A 19286-nucleotide genomic window follows, 5' to 3' on the forward strand; every position below is an offset into this window, starting at 1 on the left:
TTTTAGATTTTCAAATTAAAAACCCTGCTTATGCAGGGTTTTTTATTTATTAATTTTCAAATTTTAATGGGATATTTCTTTTTCAAAACTTGAGAGCGTTTTAAATTTTTGATCAAAAATTTGAATGATTTCTATTTTAAGCTTTTCAAAATCGACCACGTGTTCATCGTCATTTAGACAAATTTGTGGAAGTTGTTCATTCTTAATAACCTGATTAATTTCAGGAAGATTTTGTAGCCTTAAGTTAAAGTTTTGTCCACGCTCAAATATATTGACAGGATAAAAACGGGATGAGCACAACTGCCACAATCGAAACAGATACTGATTAACGTCTAAAGGCTGTCTAAATCGATGACTTGATACTTCTTTTAAATAAGCTTCTTCAGTTTTCCAAACTTCTTCAAATACTGATTTCAAAAAAGGTTGAGGCAAATGAGTACTATAAAAACTTGAAAATTTTCGATTATATAAACTTAAAAAATTACCCAAATTACTACTCATAGAATAGCGATAGTTAAAAAGTGCATAGGGATTTTTATGGAGTAATCTTCGCTTATCAAAGTGCTTATTAATAATCGCAACATCAGTCAGGGCAACGGCACCTAGAAAGTTCTCTTCACCTACAACCATAAGTGGCTGTAAACGCACACCATCACAAGGTAAACCATTTCTAAAAAAGAACTCAGGCTCTAAAGGCCTATTGATAAAAGTATCATCATTAAAATAGACAAAATGCTCTGCTAGTCCCTCAATTTTATGAATATTGATTTCAATAGCATGCGAGTTAAATGTCGGTAAACAGTTTGATTCCATGATTTGATCATGTGTGACCAAATTTAACTTAGGATGATTTTTGACTAAAAATTCAGGGAAATGACCACAAGTCACCAGATGGATCTTTCTAACCCACGGGCAAAATTTCTCAACAGATCGGAACCAGTAATGAAGATTATTCCAGTCGCGATAGCGGCATTGATCAACAAGTTCAACCGCCTTTGTTTTAGTTTCTTTAGATTTATAATATATGTATTGTTGCTGCCATTTCGTATCGGTTGAGTCCACCCAAATCATTACAAAATCAACAGGCTGCATTAAACATATATCCAAATAAGTACAGAAATTTACTAGAAAATCTCAGATAAAAAATGGAATTCAAGGTTTATTAATGTTAATAAAAATTCACAATTTATTCATAATTTTAATTTTTCTACACAATTGAGGCAATTTAGACTCTATTGAGATGAGAGTGGGCAAATGGCATAATATCACCACTTTTTCTCCCTTGGTGATTCATTATGGCAATGCGCCCTGATGTACGTCGACATGCTTTAATCGTAATTGTATTCTCTCTTGCGCAGTGGTTTTTCATGCGCTATATCCTTGCAAATGAATTATTTAACATCACTACAAATCAACGTATTCTTTATTTCTGCGTAAGTAGCTTAGCAGGTGCATTGCTTATTTTTGTTGCGCTGATTTATATGGTTTTAAAAGGAAATGCGGATAAAAATTAATATCCGCCTCCCCTCATAAAATTTAGATAATCCTAAAATTTATTTCCCAATATAGTTATCGCATAACTGTATCAATTCCGGATGTCTGTCATGCTGATGGACAATAGGAATGATCTTCTGGTTACGATTAATAATAAGACCTTGATCATTAATCGTAATTTGATCTATTGGATATAATCCAAGAGTTACAATAATAGACTCAAATGGCTGACAGCGAGTTACATCAGCTAAATCATTGGTAATTAATAATTTATTGTGCATTGCCTGATCATAAATTCTTTCAGACATTTTTTGATATGGTTGTTTGCAGAACTCTTCAATCATTTTATTAATATAGACTTTAATCGAGTTCATATCTCCAATTGTGACGCCTGAGCACGAAACCTGCTCATCTTTTGCACTATTATAAAAACTATCTCCATAGGCATCGATAATCCATTTTTGATTATATTGTTCAGTGCCTATCGTATAATCTGGATTTTCCATACCAACAAAGAGTCCTTTGCCGAGATCTTTAAAAGGATTACCCTGAAAAAAAACGTCTCGTACATCGCTGAGCAGCACATGTGAAGCATCAGGATGACTTTCTACAACTTCTTTATATTCAAAAAAGCGACTCACATGCGGATAGCCTGTGATTTTAAGTGCTTTTATTTTTGAATCAGGAACTGCTTCATTTACAGTTAATCCAATAATTTTCTTAAGAATATTTTTTATAAACTTAAACTTGTAAATACCTGAGTATTTTGACTTCGATTTAAATTTCCCAATCGTTGAAACTTTAAATTCAATTTTAAAATTTTTGATATCTGAAAATGCATTAACAAACTCAGGCATTTGCTCTTTATAGATAATTAAAGTCAAAATGCCATCAAAGTCTGTCTTTTCCAAAGAATATACAAAAGAAGAAATGAGGTCAGCGCTGTATCCAGTTGCTGACCCAATAATAATATTTTTTTGCTTAGTCATAAAATTAGTAAGAAAATCTAAAAAACGACTAAATTATATATTTATTAAGTATATATTTCTTTAGTTTAACTCTTAGGTAACGTAACAAATCACTATCATCTTGTGAAATAGGAGTAATTAAGCTTCTTTCCTTTTCTAAATAACTTAACGCATCATTATTTTCGATGATTGGGTGATCGAATAAAAAACTGACATAGAAACTGAAATCACCTCGTCCAACAAGGCCTTGCCAGTGATCATAAATTTTTATCGGCTGATGATAATCAACCAACATCTGTGCCATTTTACGATCTACAACATAGGCATACGCATAGGCTAGTTTTTCGAGATAATCGTAATCAACTTTTAGAATTTTCTGGTTATACAACTCTTCCGGTAAGAATTTTCCACGAACGCGATTGCATATTTTCATTTGAATACCGCCCAAGCTTAGAAAAAAGCAAGGCCCTAGATTCAAAGAACTAATGTGCTTTTCTAAGTCTTGGAAATCAATTTCAAAACGCTCGATCACATCATCTTCAAAAATAATTGCATATTCTTCGTCGGAGTTTAAAAAATCTTTTAGTGCAGCAATATGAGACATGGCACAACCAAGCTCACCAGGCGTCATCGGTTTTTTCTTGCCTGCTACACCTTGTTGAAAATATTCACTAACGCTTAAATTCTTACCGATTACCCCAAACTGCTTAAATTCATCGCGATACTTGTAAAATGTTGCTTGAGAGTACAACTTTTTTAAACGTTCACTATTAGCAGATTCAATACTGATTAAATATTTTTTCATTTCATTCAAATGTTAAAATGAGTCAGGGATAGTCTATCTAATTATAGTTATATCGAGTGTAAAATTTAATGCTAAATCGCCTGATTCAAAAAAAATGGTATAAATACCAACAAGCAAAAAAAGCAAAATCTTTTGACTCTCATTGGTATATGCGTTTTGGCTGGTTAGAACAACCGTTTACAACACTTGAGCAATTAGATTCTCTCTTTGAGATCCACTCCCCTAAAAAGTTTACATTTGCAGATAGCTTTTATGCTTATGAAAATGGCCGTCATTTCATTTTTTTTGAAGAGGTCGATGACGAACATCCTGTAGGTTTTCTTTCAGTTTTAGAAGTTTTTAAAGATGGCACCTATACGCCACCAGAGACAATCTTAAAGCTCGACTATCACCTTTCTTATCCTTGTGTATTTAAGTTAGAAAACACTTGGTACATGATCCCAGAGACTTCTGCCAACAAGACAATTGAACTTTGGAAATGTACTGAATTTCCACTGAAATGGGAAAAGCATTCTAATGTGATTGAGAATATCGAAGCAGTCGACAGCACCCCTTTCTATCATGAAGGCTTATGGTATCTTTTTACTTCAACGCGTCGTGATTGTAAGAAATTTGGTGATCGTTTAGATCTGTTCTTTACCGAAGATATTTTAAATCCGAACTGGCAAGAGCACCCAATGAACCCAGTGTGCCGAGGCAGTCAGCAGTTCCGTATGGCGGGTAAACCTTTTATTTATAAAGGCCAATTGGTTCGACCAAGCCAAGACTCTTTAAAACGTTATGGCGGTAATATCGAATTAAAAGCGATTACTCAGCTTAGCCCGACAGCTTACGAAGAAAAATTACTAGAAGTAGTTTTACCAGACTGGGATCAAGCAGATGACGGTTGTCATACCATTAATGTCGAAGATAACTTTGTGGTACTTGATGCCATCCGCCTTACACCGAAGAATAATTAAGTTTTCAGCAGGCCTTTATAAATATTAAGCGTCTGCTCAGCCATGGCTGGTACAGTCAGTTCAGCCTTGGCTTTTGCATATAAAGGGCCAAAGTCGTTTTGAGCTTCAGGTTGAAGCGCACATTTAATCGCTTTTGCTAAACCTTGTGCATCTCCAATTTCTGCCAGATATTGCTCTGGCAGCCACTCAATCACACCGTTTACTTTGGTTGAAGCCATTGCTTTATCAGCCTGTAAAGCTTCGACCATGACGAGTGGAAAACCTTCACGATCTGATGACAAAACCACAATATCTGCTAATTGCACCAGATCTCGAGCATCAGTTCTAAACCCAAGAAAAGCGACCCGATCTTGTATGTTTAATTCACTGACTTGTTTTTCTAAACTTGCTCGAAGTGAACCATCACCAATAATCCATAAATTGGCATCAATCTGTTGCATCGACTCAATCAGTAAACTGATATTTTTTACTGGCTCTAGACGTCCAATACACATAACAACTTTTTTGCTTGCATCTAGCTCAGCAAAATCTTTTTGAATCGATTGAAGTAACTTTTCTTTATTTTCAACTGTAAGTACGGGTTGAGGATAGACCCCGTTGTAAACCACGTGTGCTTTAGACTCTGGTATGCCTTGCGTGAGTGCTTGACTCACTGCAATAACGGCATCACCTGCGAAATAGGCAGATTTATTCTTTTTAGTACCATGTACTGTTGTCACAAACTTTGGGCCAGATAAAAATGGCTTAATTCGGGCAATCAGTTCAGCCGCCTTTCCTGCTTGTGCATGAACAATAGCAGGTTGAATTTGCTGGATAAGATTTTTAAGTTGCCAGAGTAAAAAAATATTCCAACGGCTACGTGCAAAATCAACCGCATGAAAATGTACTTGTTGGCTAAACTTGTCTAGATAGCAAGGATGTGCAATCACATGTACTTCATGATTTAAAGCGAGCTCATTAACAAGGTTAAAAGTGTGCTGCTCTAAACCACCAACTCCACCACTCGTTGCCAATACCTGAACAATTTTCATAGCTTGTCTACTTATTTTTTATCTTTATTCATCGTCTGTTCAAATAGTTTGGCTTCTTTTAGAAAAGCATAAAACGCGTTAATCATACTATTTACGAAACCACGCCAACCATTTAAGAAACTACGACGAATAAAATAAGACTTCATGAAAGTCACTGGCATTACCAAAACCAATTTTGCAACACTTGGAGACTTTCCTTTTTGGTATTTCTCTAATGCTTTGAGGTTGGAATATTGGTTATTTTTTTCGACTTTAACGAAAATGCTCGACTCGCCATAATGATAAATATCATGTTGAGCACGCTGAGATTCACCCTCTACAATCACATTTTCATGGACCTTATTGGCAAGATCATAATACCCTTTAGACTTACGGAAAAAACGCACCTTTGCATGTTTTTTAGTATGTTTGCTGTTGGGAACACCTAAAAACACGTCATTAATCGGTGTGATTAAAGCATCAAGCTTGTTCTGCTGAATGGTCTCAACAATTTCTTGTTTTAACTCATTAGATAAGACTTCATCACCATCTAAATTGAGTACCCAATCATTTCGGCATTTTGCTAAAGCTAAACTTTTTTGCCCAGCATAACCTTGCCAATCTTGATGAGAGATTTGCGTATTTTCAAAGCGCTCTGCAATTTCATAAGTATTATCAGTACTGCCAGAGTCTAAAATAATAACTTCATCAAACTCACTGACACTTTGTAAAGTTCGCTCTAACCAAACACCACAATTTAAAGTGACAATATAGACACTACATTGAATTTTATTCATAACTTATAACGTCCTTTAGCAAGGGCGATACGCATCTGTAAAGCATTCATGGCACCATGCGTGCTAACACGTGGAATATTAAATTGATTAACAGCTTCATAAGCTTCGATTTTTTTACGAGTCGATACTGCGTTTTTAAAGCCAATCTCTTGAGCCATTTTCTGGTGTTTTTCGTTAAATCGACCAAATGGATAAGCAAAGCTCGGACACTTACCGACTAATGCTTCAACATCTTGTTTAGACTGAAGCATTTCATCGTAAGCAGTTTGATCATCAAGCTTAAGTAAGTTCACATGATGTTGGGTATGCGCACCAAATTCAATCAAACCAGAATTTGCCATTTCATGAATTTGCTCATAAGTTAGCTTTTCGATTCCTTCAATTTGCGTTGCCAAATAAATGGTTGCCTTTGCATTATATTTTTTAAGTAAGGGATAGGCATAAAGATAATTATCCATAAAGCCATCGTCAAAACTTAAAGCAACGACATTTTTTTGATTACGATATTGTTCAAGCTCAGAGACAAAACAAAAAGTAGCCCCTTTACGCGTCAACAACTGTAAGAGTTGTTCAAACTTTTCAGGAGGCATGTTCATGCCAGAGGCTGCATCTTTAGCTGTAACCTGATGCAACATCACAATGCGTGGTAGTTTGTTCGAACGAAACGGAAGCCAGAAAGTATAATTACCCAGCACATATAACAGTGCAGCAAGTACTAGTAGGCCTACCGCAACGTACAAAAACCACATCATGCATAAACCTCATGTGACCATTCATAATCTTCTGAAAGGGGCTGCTTAAATGTCACTTCAACCATAAATTGGGTGATGCGTTTAGCATTGAAAGATCTACGTGTTTTCTCCCAGCCCTCTTTCGCTATTTTTTCAGCCTGATCTGGGTTTTGATCAAAGAATTGGATCTTCTTGGCCAAATCAAATTGATCATCAAAATAAACCACTTCCTGTTCGGTATAGAGCTTCTCAAAGCCCGGAATTCTTGGGCTAAAAGTCAATAAACCATTACCAGTCAGCTGTACAATACGGTCAGAACTATACAGAGTTACATCATTACGGCGTGAGTAATTAAGTCCCATTTTTGTTTCAGATAGAACTTTATAATACGCTTTACCGTAGACACCAGGCTGTTCAAAACAACCATAATATTGGTAATTCACATGGCCTTGTTGCAACGCATCTGCTAAGTCCTTTAAGAACTTCTCACGCTCAGGTTCTTTATAGACTACGCCACAAAAAATAAAGGTCTTATCCGTATTCACATTTGAAAATTGCTGTAGTGTTTCTACATTACGGTGACCCACATTTGGCAGATAGGCTACGCTTAAATGCGGCTGTTTTAATTTTTGTAGATATTCGCCACCTGTTGTACAGAAAATAGCATCTAAATACGGCGAGAACGCTTTAACAAAGTCGAGTTTGCTTTCAAGATAAAGCGGGTCAACATACCAAAATGCAATTTTAGTATTTGGATAAGCTTCTTTAATCTGTCTAAGAACATCTGGACTCATTAAGTCACTATGTCCAATAAGTACCAGATCAGGCTCAATATTATTAACGACCTTTAGTACTTCTTTATTAGCCCAACTGGCGCCCAGTTTTTTTGTTTTAAAAATGGTACCCATTCGAGCCATGTCACGAAAACTAAAGTCATAAACGAAATGGCCATTTTCAATTAATCCGGCAGAAATTTTACGGTCTGTGCAGTAAAAATGGGCGCCTTGTTTATTAAAGCCAAAATTCGCAATATGCAATATTTTCATTTATTTACTCAAAATAAAAAATTTAATTTTTCGCTAAAAGATATGTTGCCACACGGTCTGCTTCTTTAAAAGCATAAGGTTGTGGTAACTGTACAACACAAGTCTGCTGTGAAATTAATTTTGATTCTAACATTTGATCAACTGAGTGGGTAATCCGGTCGTCTTTCAACCGGTCCATTGCCATTACACCGACTCGACAACCCGCGGTAAGCGCCTCAAAAATCATAGATACGCTGTCTTCTGTTACCCAAACAGCTTCTGCTTTTTGCATTTCTTCAAAAATCCAGCCTTGAGGTGTTTGATCAACTGGAAATATTTGTAAATGCCCAGCAAAGCTTTGCTGTCTTAAAGTATCGATAAATTCTGCTGGCGTGCGGCGTGAAGTTGTTAAAATAATTTCAGCGTTTGGATTATTCTCAACAATTTTTTGAACACTGCTTAATACTTTGTTTTGGTTCCATTGATGTCGTTTAGATGAACCACCTAAAGCAATTAAAATTCGGTCTTTTTGATGGCGGTTTTCATTACGAATGGGATTTAATGCGCCACGTGTAACAATCACATGGCTATCAGCATGGATACCGTCATGTTCTGGAATCACAGCGTAATCAAAGCAAACCACAGGTAAGTTAGGCTTCATCAATATAATAGTTTTGGCTTTTCTAAAAATTTTGCCGAGTAACCAGACACGAAAATGTGTGTGGCTTCCCACTCCAAATATAAAATCAGGTGTTTTTTTTAATAACGATTTTTTTGAAGAGAAAAGCGCCTGAATTAAAAAAATAATTGGCAAATCAGAAATAAGGATCTCTTCAAAAGTTGTTTCTGGCTGTTGTCTTTGCATTGCCTGAAACAAGCCTAATGCTTGTGAACGGTGCCCTGCCTTACCATCAGAGACATAGACAATATGCATAAAAGCTCCCGAAGCCAAAAATAAAAAGGCGAAACTTATGTTCGCCTTTTTATGTTAACGGATTAACTTATTTTACGTAAGTTAACCAGTGTTCATATTTCGGATTTCTACCTTGAACTGCATCAAAGTAAGTCTTTTGAATTTCAGTAGTAATTGGGCCACGGCCACCTGTACCAATTGGACGGTCATCGTATTCACGAATTGGCGTTACTTCCGCAGCAGTACCTGTGAAGAATGCTTCATCTGCAATGTAGAATTCATCACGTGTAATACGACGCTCAACAACTTGATAACCAAGATCTTTAGCAATCGTCATTACTGTTTGACGTGTAATACCATCAAGCGCACCACCAGCGATATCTGGAGTGTGTAAAACGCCATCTTTAATTAAGAATACGTTTTCACCAGAACCTTGGCACACATAACCTTGTGGGTCCATTAACATTGCTTCGTCGTAACCAGAATGTGCAACTTCTTGATGAGCAAGAATTGACAACGTGTAGTTCCCAGATGCTTTTGCTTTACACATCGTCACGTTTGGATGATGGTGAGTAAATGATGAAGTTTTAACGCGAATACCATTCGCCATTGCTTCATCACCAAGGTATGCGCCCCACGCCCATGCTGCAACTGCGGCATGAATCGTGTTATTTGTTGCTGCAATACCAAGTTTTTCTGAACCGATCCAGATTAATGGACGTAAATAGCAAGAAGCTAATTTATTTTCACGAACAACATCGATTTGTGCTTGTTCAAGCGTGGCTTGATCATACGGCACTTTCATTTGATAAATTTTTGCTGAATTTAACAAACGTTTTGTGTGGTCTTGAAGACGGAAAATGGCAGTACCTTTAGGCGTTTCATAAGCACGAACACCCTCAAATACGCCCATACTGTAGTGTAATGTATGGGTTAAAACGTGAATCTTTGCATCACGCCAATCAATTAATTTTCCATCTTGCCAAATAAAACCATCACGATCAGCCAAATTCATGGAACACTCCAAATTGTTATAAAATCATTCACTATCCAACTCAACCGAGGCGGTTGGGTCTATTAATCTTTGCCATAAATTGCAAACGACCGCACGGGTACTACGCCAGTCCGCTGCGCTGACTTGCATGGATTGATTTGCAAGGGCTAAGCGGTGGCTTTCGGCACGTTCACTAAGATAGGCTCGAATTAATGCTGTGGCATCTTCACTGGATAAGCAGTCTGCTTTAGCAGCATCTTCTAATATTCTTACATTATCAGAATAATGGGCGAGATCGGGTTTCGTCCCGCTCCATGCAAGTACAGCATACTGTGCCATAAATTCGATATCGACGATACCACCTGCGTCCTGTTTTAAATGAAAAATACCATGTTTTTTTTGTTCAGAAGACGAACCTAGGTGGTCTTTCATTTTCTGACGCATTTTCAACACTTCCTCACGAACATAAGCCTCATCTCTAGATTGAGTCAATATCTCGCGTCGAAATATTTCAAATTTCTGGCAAAGTACCTCGTCACCTGCAATAGAGCGTGCACGTACTAATGCCTGATGCTCCCAAAGCCATGCACTTTTCAACTGATAGTGTTCGTAGGCCTTAAGACTTGTCACCAATAAACCGGCCTCACCTGAAGGTCTTAAGCGTGTATCAATTTCATAGACACGGCCATCAAGGGTTTGAGTGGTCATGAGTGACATAAACTTTTGAGCGACACGCATAGCAAACTCAAAGCCACTAATTGACTTCGTTCCATCCGTATCTGCTTGCTCATCTAGATAATGAATAAAGACAAGGTCCAAGTCAGAACCATAGCCAAGCTCAATCCCACCCACTTTGCCATAACCAATAACAGCAAAGGCTTTGTAGTCGAGTGAGCAGCGTTTTCCATCAACATCACATGGATAACCATGACGCTTTGCTACAGTCTGATAAGCTAAATGAAGTGTTGCATTAACACTAACTTCAGCAATATCGGTTAATGCATCAGATACTTTCATTAGCGGGCTTTCCGCTAATACATCACTTGCCGCAACAGTAAGTACATTGCTCTTTTTAAACAGTCGCAGTGCCCGCATTTGATCTTCAACTTGATCAATTTCAATGCGAAGCAATTGCTGACGTAATGAGTCTTCTAAGTCCTTACGCTTTGGCAACTCAAAGCCCATCGATAAAAACTCATCAAGCAGTACTGGATATTGCGTTAGCTCTTCACAAATCCAAGGACTTACGGTCGCCATTTTAACTAAACGTTGCAATGCACCTTTACTTTCAATCAACATCACCAAGTACACGGTTCGACGCATGACCGACTCAATCAGCGGCATTAAGCGCAGAAGTGCAGTTTGAGGTTGTTCTGACTGTAATATCACTTCAATTAAATGAGGCCAGAATGTCTTTAATCGCTGAACAGCATTTGAAGGTAATTTTTTGAGTGCGTGACCATGCCAGAATTCATGAATCAAATTTTTCGCATTATCATCCAACACTTCATCTAACTGCTGCTCTAACTGTCCAAAGTTCTCAGTTGCGGCATTTGAACTAGTATCTTCAATAAGCTGCTTAAATTGAACTTTAACTTTTTGACGTTTCTCGTTAAGAACATCAATAAATTCATCCCAACTCGTAAAACCTAAGGTATCTATAATGCGTTGTCTTAAGTCTACTTCTTCTGGCAATAGCTGAGTTTGTTGGTCATTGAGGGCTTGAATTGCGTGTTCAACACGGCGTAAAAACAGGTAAGCATCCTCAAGTTCTAAAACAGCTTGTCTTTCTAACAAACCAGCTTCGCCAATGTGCTCAAGGCTGACTAAACATTGGCGGTCTTGTAGCTCACGTTTAGAACCACCATAAATAAGCTGGAAGACCTGAACAATAAACTCAATTTCGCGAATACCGCCTGCTCCGAGTTTAATATCATCCTCAATATGACGACGTAAAACTTCGCGCTCAATCATCGCTTTCATATCGCGCATCGCGGCAAAAGCGGTGTAATCAACATAGCGGCGGAATACGAAAGGACGTGTCATTTCTAACAAGTCTTGCCCTTCTTTACCGCCCGTCACAACACGCGCTTTAATCCACGCATAGCGTTCCCACTCACGGCCATGCTGACTTAAATATTTTTCTAAAGCTGCATGACTAATCGCTAGTGCCGAGCCATCGCCCCAAGGGCGTAAACGCATATCAACTCGAAATACAAAACCGTCTGCGGTAATGTGCTCAAGCAAATAAATGAGTTTTTGTCCCCACAAAATACAGAACTGCTGTACATCAATGCACTTGCGGCCATTAGTTTCGCCTTGTTCATCAAAAGCAAAAATCAAGTCAATATCACTCGACAGATTAAGCTCTTGCGCACCAAGTTTACCCATGGCAACCACAATCAAATCTTGAACTTTGCCAGAGTAACTCACAGGTTCACCGTGTTTTGCCACAAGCGCTACACGTGCAAAATCCTTTGCCGCACAAATACTGGCATCGGCAAAATCAGAAAGTTCGCGTGTGAGAGTGACAACATCGGTAAGCTGATTGGCATCCTGCCAAATCCAACGGAACATTAAACGACTTCTTAAAATGCGTAATCCACGCATCCAAGATGTTTCGTCACCAATTCCATCTAATGTGGTTTGTACAAATTGATAAATCTGTTCGGTCGAGAGCGGTGCAGTAAATTGATCTAGTTGGTAATCTTGTTCTAAAACAGCTTGATGCAAGCCTAAAACTTGTTCTGCGTACTGACTCGCACGCAATGTTTTTTGTAACTGCTCCGCATTCATATAAAAAGCTCTTTTCCTCGTACTCTGTTTTTAGTTATAGCAGTTCGAGTAGTGGTAGGAAAAGGGATTAGACTAATTTTGCTTCCGCTGAAGAGTAATGCTCTGCATGAGCCTCATGACTTTCTTGAGCAGAAGGTAATAAAACTGTAAATGTCGTTCCTACGCCTTCTTTTGAACTGACATCAATTTTACCCTGATTAATTTCGACAAAACGCTTACAAAGACTTAAACCTAAACCCGCACCTTTTTCACCAGCGGTTCCTTTAAAGCTGGCTGTAATACGTGGATGGAATAAATTTGTCATTTGTTTTTCGGTCATGCCTAAACCAGTGTCTCGAACGGTTATTTCTATATTTTTGTCAGCTTGCCTAGCTTCAATAAAAACTTTGCCAGAGCCATCAATATCTGTAAATTTCAGCGCGTTTGACACCAAGTTTTGAATTACAGAGGTCATCATATTGATATCGGCATAAATATTTAAATCATCTGGAACATCATTAACCAGTTCAATATTTTTCTTTAAAGCTAATGTGTGCAGTACATCACAAACAATATTGCTGACTTGTCTAAGCTTAAAGTTAATTGGGTGATAAACAAAACGCCCACCTTCTGCCATCGCCCATGTTAGTAAGCTTTCAAGTAAGTTATAGGTCGATTGTGAGGTGTCATATAAATAATCTGCAATGTTTTGAATACTAGATTCATCTAAAGTTTCACGCTCTTTGGCGAGTACTTCAGAAAACCCGAGCAACCCATGAAACGGCGCTCGTAAGTCATGTGAAATAATCGAGAAAAATTTAGTTTTACTTGAGTTAATCGCAACTTGCTGTTCATAGAGTTCGTTTAACTCTTCATAGTTAAACTTCAATTCGACTTGCTGCATAAAGGTAGAGCAGTAATCGAGCAGCAATTGAATATCGTCATCTTCAAATATAGCTGCATCGTCATCGAAAAAGACAGCAAAGCCCATAGACGTTTTATCGGGGTGTAAAAGATGCACCGCCAATGCCCTGCTGCACTCGATATTTAGTTCTTTTAAATAGTTGGTTAAGTTTTGATAAGAAGGATGTGAGTGATTAATGATCTGTTGTTTAGCAAAGCACTGTTTTAAATGTTTCGAAGGTTTAAACGAGATTGCTGTCATGCCCTCTGGGCAACGATGCCAAAAGTAAGGTTCCTGATTAAAAGTCAGTAAGGCTTTTTTACAATTCAAAAGACGAAGACTAAACCGGAAAAATTGCTCAATGTAGTTCTGCTCGGCATTTAATCCAAGTAACAGAGATATTCTACAAGCACTTAACTGCTCAACCTGATTTAGTTCTAAACGCTGGAATGTCATTGCCCGCCTCACAGATTTTGTCGTTTTTGGTCGGAACCGCTCTTAAAAAATGTACTTATAATCATTATGATCTACTACAAACTTTAACACAGTACATTAAAAGAGCAACGTTCTTTTCAAAATAGAAATGTGAAGTTTCAATTAAAGGTTTTCAGATACATAAAGTGGGTATGCTTGAGGAAAATACAACAAATGTTTGAAGGTAAAGAGTTGTAAGATCTTAGAAATGCGAGTTCAGAATACTAGTAAAACAGAGTAAAAAAATAATATTTGAATAAAAGCTTAGATTCTTGCTCATTTTCGCTTTTATCAAACGTGTTTGGTATTTAAACAAGAACTTCTTGAGTTTAAAAAATGAAAGATTTTTATAAGCTCTAAATTTATAACTAGAAATTCTAGTCCGATTCTTGGGATCAAATAATAACTTCCTAAGCTCTATCCACTTTTTTATAACCCACAAAAAACCCCTAAGCCGTTAGCTTAGGGGTTTTTGTAGAATCTTACGATTCTGAATATGGTCCCGAGGGTCGGACTCGAACCGACACGTCATCTCTGACAGCGGATTTTGAGTCCGCCGCGTCTACCAATTTCACCACCTCGGGAGAGGAAGTATGTTTGTGTTGCGTATATTAGCGCGTTTGTAAAACTTGTCAAACCCTAAGTGAATATTATCGTTCACTTTTAGATCATTTAAACATTTTTCATGATTTAAGCTAGAAGCACAGCCATAAAAAAGCGAAAAAGTTTATACTAGGCCCAATTTTTGCGGTGTTTTTTCCTAAATATGCAACTGTCTGACTTTTCCTTTGAATTACCTGATGAACTTATTGCCCGTTATCCTCTTGAATCACGTAGTGCTTCACGATTGTTGCACCTAGACTCAAAGGGTCAATATCACGATCACATGTTCACAGACATTATCGATCTGTTCGAAGAAGGTGATCTGTTAGTGCTCAATGACACTAAAGTCATGAAAGCACGACTTAAAGGAAAACGCTCTACAGGCGGTGCTATCGAGATTTTGGTTGAGCGCATGCTGAACCACACCACAGCGTATTGCCATATTAAATCAAGCAACTCGCCTAAAGCGGGTGCCGAGCTTTATGTCGGTGTTGATAACATTCCTGTGATTGTACGTGGTCGTCATGAAAATTTATTTGTGGTTGAGTTTTCACAGCCAATTTTGCCTGTACTTGAGCAATATGGTCAGCTACCTATTCCGCCTTACTTTAACCGTGAAGCAGAAGAAATTGACACTGAACGTTATCAAACGGTTTTTCATAACCCAGAAAAAATTGCCAGTGTTGCAGCACCTACTGCAAGCTTGCATTTTGATGAAACACTTTTAGAAAAATTAGAACAAAAAAATGTTCAAAAAACTTTTGTGACTTTACACGTCGGTGCAGGCACATTTATGCCTGTTCGTACTGATGACATTACCAACCATATCATGCACAGTGAATGGTGTGATGTGCCTCAAGAAACTATTGATTTAATTTTGGCGACTAAAGCACGCGGTAATAAAGTGATTGCTGTTGGTACAACCGCAACACGCGCTTTAGAAAGTGCAGCACAAGCTCATGGCGGTAAAATCGCGGCTTGGACTGGCGACACGCAAATCTTTATCTATCCGGGCTATGAGTTCTGCATCGTAGATCGTTTAATTACTAACTTCCATTTGCCAGAGTCTACTCTGCTCATGTTGGTGTCTGCACTTTCAAATCGAGACAACATTTTGGCTGCTTATGAACATGCAGTTAAAAGCCGCTATCGTTTCTTTAGTTATGGCGATGCAATGTTGGTTGATAAATTAGACGTTTAAATACTAAGGCGGGGTTAAACCTTATAAGTTGATTCGAGGTTTAACCCAACCCAAGTACTTACAATAAAAAATAATGAATTTAGCTGTGTGAGTTGCAGAAATTTAGCAATGAAATCAGGCATCAACTTTTAAAGAAAAATTCTCAATTTAGAAACATTTAGTATTTATCTCTTTCAATTTAAAAGATAATCTAGAAATAGCTCTTTATGATAATGAACTCATTACTTCCATGCCAATCGATACTGTACAAGAAGCTCTTCATATAAGGCGTAAAAAGAATACACAGGTTTTTCGTAATATTGCTCGGCTTTGGGATGCTGGACAAAAATCTCATTCAGCCCAAGATCTTTTAGATGCATTACATCCATGGCGTGAAGATCACAACCTTCGTTTTTTTAATGTGCTCCCCTATTTACTCGCCATTTGCAGCATCACAATATTGGCCTTTGGCTATTTTCTTCATCCACATATTCAATATATTTGGAGCTTTTTAGGTGCCTTTTTAACAGGGTTTCTGGCTTATTTACTCTATCAATCTCAAGAACCATTAACGCAAGTTATTCGTTATCTAGAACAACGCATGGTGATTTTGCGTTACGGCTTACAGTTTCAGCAGTTACCAGCTTATCTTCCCATTCATGCTCAACCAGTTTTAGTTCTGAGTAAATTAAAACAGTATTTCCCTCTGTTTAACCGAGGGACTGAGTCTAACGAAATTACTCAGTTTACTTCGACGACATGGAACGATGGAGTAACCGATCATCAAGTCTTGCTGTTTCAATATCATTACATTAATGAAATCCCTATTATTCAAGACCAAAATAGCGATAAAAAAATTATAAAAGAAATTCATAAAGATTTATGGGGCGCTTTTATATTTCAAATACCTGCTTTGGGTATTGCTGTTAGCAATCAACGTTCTCGTTTTTTTACTCCCTACAACAGTAAATGGCAAAGTAGCGATATTTTAATTAACCAAGAACTTAATATTTTTGGGGTTAATCAACACCAGTTAGCCAAAGAAGTCAGTCCGAGCTTAACTTTAAAATTAAATGATTTTTTTCAGCACTTTAAAGGTGATTTAATTTATCATCACGAAGAACAAATTTTGTGTTATCTGGGCGAGCAAAATCTTTTTCAGACCACAAGTAAGCAAAGTGAAATTCATAATGTTTCAGCATTGCGTGGGCACTTGCGTACCATGACCATGCCGCAATATGAAAAATTTCAGCAATTAGTGTTGAACTTAATTAAATAAATCTCTCGTATGACTTGATTGTCATCTCATTAAAAAATGAGAAGTTAAAAGTATACTGAGGGAATAACAATAAGGAACCGACCATGACTGGTTTATTTATTTTCCTGGGGATTTTTGTTGTACTGATCGTCTGGGGCGTTCACATCCGTAATACCATCGTACGTTATTTTAATGCGACCAAACGTGCTTGGTCTGAGGTTGCCAATTTCGAACGTCAAAAGGTAAAGACGTTAGAGGCGCTTGAGACAACTCTTAATCAATATACTCATTTTGAAAAATCGACATTAGAAAAAGTCACTGAATTACGTCAGCAAATTCTTAATTTAAATGTAAATAACACTGATATTTCTCAGCTCCAACAAATCGAGAAAATGAGCAAAGAATTAATTCGCAGCTTAAATATTGTTGTTGAAAACTATCCTGAGCTTAAAGCCGATTCACTCTATAGCAAGATGATGGACGACATTCAGGAACAAAACGAAAATGTAGGTGCTGCGATTAGTATCTTTAACCGTAATGTCGAGCTGTTCAACAACCAGATTGAAGTATTCCCTAACAATCTCATCAATACATTAACTTTATCCAAGAAAGCGATTCGCCCTTTTAAGGATAATCTTGTTAATGAAAATTTTGACTATAAACCTAATTTTTAATAGGAAAAAAACAGCTCCTAAACTGTCGGAAATTTTATCTATTTTATAACCAGCTACATTTAGTAGTAGAACTACATCGCAGAATCAAGGAAAATAGCTCTCTTTTTAGCAGCGAACTGTTTCTTCGCCTCTGCTCGTGTTCAGGATTTTTAGATGAAGTTTGAAAAATTAGGTCAGTCGGGGCGCGCCCGTCGTGGTCGTTTAACTTTAGAGCATGGTGTTGTTGAAACACCTGTTTTTATGCCAGTGGGGACTTACGGCACAGTCAAAGGTATGCTACCGCGTGATATCGAAGACATTCAGGCACAAATTATTTTAGGAAATACCTTCCATTTATATTTGCGTCCGGGTCTTGAAGTGATTAAAGAACACGGCGGTTTGCATAACTTTATTAAATGGGATAAGCCAATTTTGACTGACTCTGGCGGTTTCCAGGTTTTTAGTCTTGGCGCAATGCGCAAAATCAAAGAGGAAGGTGTTACTTTCCGCTCGCCGATTGATGGTTCGAAAGTGTTTTTATCGCCTGAAATTTCTATGGAAATTCAGCAGGTATTGAACTCTGACATCGTCATGATTTTTGATGAATGTACACCTTATCCTGCAACGCATGAAGAAGCACAAAAATCATTGCAGCTTTCTTTACGCTGGGCAAAACGTTGTAAAACTCATCATCATGATGAACTCAAAAATAAGAATGCGTTATTTGGCATTATTCAAGGCGGTATGTATGAAGACTTACGTGACGAGTCTTTAAATGGCCTTCTTGAAATTGGCTTTGACGGTTATGCGATTGGCGGCTTATCTGTAGGTGAACCTAAAGATGAGATGATCAAAGTTTTAGATTATCTACCAAGCAAAATGCCACAAGACAAACCGCGTTACTTGATGGGCGTTGGTAAGCCGGAAGATATCGTTGAAGCGGTGCGCCGCGGTGTCGATATGTTCGACTGCGTAATGCCAACCCGTAATGCGCGAAACGGTCATTATTTTGTCACTGATGGTCTGGTACGTATTCGTAATAGTAAATATCGCCATGACCAGAGCCCGCTCGATCCACATTGCGATTGCTACACTTGTAAGAACTTTACCCGTGCTTATCTATTCCATCTTGAAAAATGTGGAGAGATGTTAGCGTCTATGCTCGGTACCATTCATAACTTACGTTATTACCAACGTTTAACTGAAGGTATGCGTGATGCATTAGAGAATGGCACATTTGATAAATTTGTTCAGGACTTTTATGCCCGTCGTGGTTTAGAAGTTCCACCATGTCCGGTTGATGAATAAGCCCGATTTGCGCTCAACCTCAAGACAAGGTAAATTGCAAAACGAATTAGGATTATGTCAGGTATCTGACTCATATTTTTAACTTTAGGAAATCAAAATGAGCTTTTTAATTTCTGCTGCACATGCAGCACCGGCAGCTGGCCCAACTACAGGTATTTTGCCAAACATCTTGATGATTGTTGTATTCGTTGCAATCTTTTATTTCTTAATTTGGCGCCCTCAAGCAAAGCGTGCTAAAGAGCACCGTTCTTTAATCGAAAGCTTAGGTGTAGGTAGTGAAGTTGTGTTCGCTGGTGGTTTAATGGGCAAAGTGACCAAAATTGAAGGTGACTATGCAGTTGTTGAACTTAGCCGTGGTGTAGAAGTAAAAATTCAGCGTGCCAGCGTAATTTCAGTATTACCTGAAGGCACTCTAAATAACCTTTAATCATAAAA

At 37.8% G+C, this 19286-nt stretch carries 18 protein-coding genes and 1 tRNA gene; 7 read left to right on the top strand and 12 right to left on the bottom strand.

Annotated features, from left to right (window positions below; translation table 11 throughout):
• Nucleotides 1-63 precede the first annotated feature (63 nt).
• Nucleotides 64-1092, bottom strand: coding sequence for a stealth conserved region 3 domain-containing protein (locus AC1PJP_RS04385; RefSeq protein WP_282496444.1), 1029 nt, complete (start codon nt 1090-1092; stop codon nt 64-66).
• 203 nt (nt 1093-1295) lie between these two features.
• Here AC1PJP_RS04385 and AC1PJP_RS04390 point away from each other — a divergent pair, with 203 nt between their 5' ends.
• Nucleotides 1296-1514, top strand: a complete 219-nt coding sequence (locus AC1PJP_RS04390; protein ID WP_004789113.1) for a hypothetical protein — start codon at nt 1296-1298, stop codon at nt 1512-1514.
• A gap of 39 nt (nt 1515-1553) precedes the next feature.
• On the opposite strand, the gene AC1PJP_RS04395 is transcribed toward AC1PJP_RS04390, so the two are convergent.
• Both AC1PJP_RS04395 and AC1PJP_RS04400 read right to left on the bottom strand, forming a co-directional pair.
• Entirely contained in the window at nt 1554-2483 is a 930-nt protein-coding gene (locus tag AC1PJP_RS04395) for a lipooligosaccharide outer core biosynthesis glycosyltransferase GtrOC6 (protein WP_151988955.1), read from the bottom strand.
• A 28-nt stretch (nt 2484-2511) separates the two neighbouring features.
• Nucleotides 2512-3267: a glycosyltransferase family 25 protein gene (locus tag AC1PJP_RS04400; protein WP_199943783.1), complete on the bottom strand. Its 756-nt coding sequence runs from the start codon at nt 3265-3267 to the stop codon at nt 2512-2514.
• A gap of 68 nt (nt 3268-3335) precedes the next feature.
• On the opposite strand from AC1PJP_RS04400, the gene ghy reads away from it, so the two are divergent.
• Nucleotides 3336-4226: a glycosyl hydrolase Ghy gene (ghy, locus tag AC1PJP_RS04405; RefSeq protein ID WP_282496443.1), complete on the top strand. Its 891-nt coding sequence runs from the start codon at nt 3336-3338 to the stop codon at nt 4224-4226.
• Here ghy and AC1PJP_RS04410 read toward each other — a convergent pair.
• The 9 genes from AC1PJP_RS04410 to AC1PJP_RS04450 form a co-directional block, all read right to left on the bottom strand.
• Nucleotides 4223-5257 (bottom strand): glycosyltransferase, encoded by a 1035-nt coding sequence (locus AC1PJP_RS04410; RefSeq protein ID WP_282496442.1) that lies wholly within the window; start codon nt 5255-5257, stop codon nt 4223-4225. The two genes, ghy and AC1PJP_RS04410, sit on opposite strands and share 4 nt — an antisense overlap.
• A gap of 11 nt (nt 5258-5268) precedes the next feature.
• Nucleotides 5269-6033 carry a glycosyltransferase family 2 protein gene (locus tag AC1PJP_RS04415; protein ID WP_282496441.1) on the bottom strand — a complete coding sequence of 255 codons (765 nt, stop codon included), beginning with the start codon at nt 6031-6033 and terminating at the stop codon, nt 5269-5271.
• Complete coding sequence (locus tag AC1PJP_RS04420; RefSeq protein ID WP_479766575.1) at nt 6030-6785, bottom strand: polysaccharide deacetylase family protein; 756 nt, start codon at nt 6783-6785, stop codon at nt 6030-6032. Before AC1PJP_RS04420 ends, AC1PJP_RS04415 begins: the two co-directional genes overlap by 4 nt.
• Nucleotides 6782-7810 carry a glycosyltransferase family protein gene (locus AC1PJP_RS04425; protein ID WP_111856156.1) on the bottom strand — a complete coding sequence of 343 codons (1029 nt, stop codon included), beginning with the start codon at nt 7808-7810 and terminating at the stop codon, nt 6782-6784. Before AC1PJP_RS04425 ends, AC1PJP_RS04420 begins: the two co-directional genes overlap by 4 nt.
• Nucleotides 7811-7832: 22 nt before the next feature.
• Nucleotides 7833-8723, bottom strand: coding sequence for a mitochondrial fission ELM1 family protein (locus AC1PJP_RS04430; RefSeq protein WP_282496439.1), 891 nt, complete (start codon nt 8721-8723; stop codon nt 7833-7835).
• 67 nt (nt 8724-8790) lie between these two features.
• A complete protein-coding gene (locus tag AC1PJP_RS04435) occupies nt 8791-9717 on the bottom strand; it encodes a branched-chain amino acid transaminase (RefSeq protein WP_004789093.1) in 927 nt (308 codons plus the stop codon).
• 24 nt (nt 9718-9741) lie between these two features.
• Entirely contained in the window at nt 9742-12492 is a 2751-nt protein-coding gene (gene glnE / locus AC1PJP_RS04440) for a bifunctional [glutamate--ammonia ligase]-adenylyl-L-tyrosine phosphorylase/[glutamate--ammonia-ligase] adenylyltransferase (protein WP_282496438.1), read from the bottom strand.
• Between the two features lie 67 nt (nt 12493-12559).
• Nucleotides 12560-13831, bottom strand: coding sequence for a sensor histidine kinase (locus tag AC1PJP_RS04445; RefSeq protein WP_282496437.1), 1272 nt, complete (start codon nt 13829-13831; stop codon nt 12560-12562).
• A 515-nt stretch (nt 13832-14346) separates the two neighbouring features.
• Nucleotides 14347-14433, bottom strand: a tRNA-Leu gene (locus AC1PJP_RS04450).
• A 182-nt stretch (nt 14434-14615) separates the two neighbouring features.
• Between AC1PJP_RS04450 and queA the strand changes: the two genes are divergently transcribed.
• The 5 genes from queA (at nt 14616) to yajC (ending at nt 19278) form a co-directional block, all read left to right on the top strand.
• Nucleotides 14616-15653, top strand: a complete 1038-nt coding sequence (gene queA / locus AC1PJP_RS04455; protein ID WP_479766576.1) for a tRNA preQ1(34) S-adenosylmethionine ribosyltransferase-isomerase QueA — start codon at nt 14616-14618, stop codon at nt 15651-15653.
• Nucleotides 15654-15882: 229 nt separating this feature from the next.
• Nucleotides 15883-16911: a hypothetical protein gene (locus AC1PJP_RS04460; RefSeq protein ID WP_479766577.1), complete on the top strand. Its 1029-nt coding sequence runs from the start codon at nt 15883-15885 to the stop codon at nt 16909-16911.
• Nucleotides 16912-16994: 83 nt separating this feature from the next.
• Complete coding sequence (locus AC1PJP_RS04465) at nt 16995-17564, top strand: LemA family protein (RefSeq protein WP_005309546.1); 570 nt, start codon at nt 16995-16997, stop codon at nt 17562-17564.
• A gap of 153 nt (nt 17565-17717) precedes the next feature.
• Nucleotides 17718-18851 (top strand): tRNA guanosine(34) transglycosylase Tgt, encoded by a 1134-nt coding sequence (gene tgt, locus AC1PJP_RS04470; RefSeq protein ID WP_479766578.1) that lies wholly within the window; start codon nt 17718-17720, stop codon nt 18849-18851.
• Nucleotides 18852-18948: 97 nt separating this feature from the next.
• Nucleotides 18949-19278, top strand: coding sequence for a preprotein translocase subunit YajC (yajC, locus tag AC1PJP_RS04475; protein WP_003655131.1), 330 nt, complete (start codon nt 18949-18951; stop codon nt 19276-19278).
• The last annotated feature ends 8 nt before the right edge of the window (nt 19279-19286 follow it).

The sequence above is a fragment of the Acinetobacter sp. V116_7 genome, from assembly GCF_056735735.1.